General features: G+C 56.2%; 1 protein-coding gene. It reads right to left on the reverse strand.

Annotated features, from left to right (window positions below):
• The coding region (locus B5F88_RS19925) for a recombinase family protein (protein ID WP_242959910.1) at positions 1–665 on the reverse strand (665 nt) is incomplete at its 3' end.
• Positions 666–667 lie beyond the last annotated feature (2 nt).

Below are 667 nucleotides of genomic sequence, written 5' to 3' on the forward strand. Positions count from 1 at the left end.
TTCCGGCTGCCTCTGCCGTTGCGGGCCAGATAATAGGCGGGGCACTCCACCTTTTCCTGTGTGAGTATCTTGGCGATCTCATGGGGGCCGTGCCCCTCCACCGCAAGCCGGAAGATCCGCCGCACCACGGCAGCGGCTTCCTCGTCCACCAGCCAGTGGTCCTTGTCCTCCGGGTCTTTTTTGTAGCCATAGATGGCGTTGTTGGTGGTGGGCTTGCCCGCCTTGCCCTTGACACGGTATGCTGCCGAAACCTTTTTGGACTGGTCACGCAGATACCATTCGTTCATGATATTGAGAAAGGGCGCAAACTCGCTGCTGTCCTGTTCCTCGCTGTCAATGTTATTGGCGACAGCAACAAAATGAACCCCATTCTGTCGGAACATTACCTCGGTATAAAAGCCGGTTTGCAGGTAGTTTCTGCCGATCCGACTTAGGTCCTTACACAGCAGGTGGGCCACCTTTCCCGCCTCGATGTCCGCCACAAGGCGCTTCCATGCGGGACGGTCAAAGTTGCCGCCGGACCACCCATCGTCTGTGTAGTGGACGATATTTGTGTAACCCCGCTGTGCTGCATAGCTTTCGAGATAACGTTTCTGGTTCAGAATGGAGTTCGAGTCACCCGTGAGGTCATCGTCACGGGACAGGCGCTCATAGAGCGCAGTGATTT

The sequence above is a fragment of the Flavonifractor sp. An306 genome (assembly GCF_002159455.1).
Classification (GTDB): domain Bacteria; phylum Bacillota; class Clostridia; order Oscillospirales; family Oscillospiraceae; genus Flavonifractor.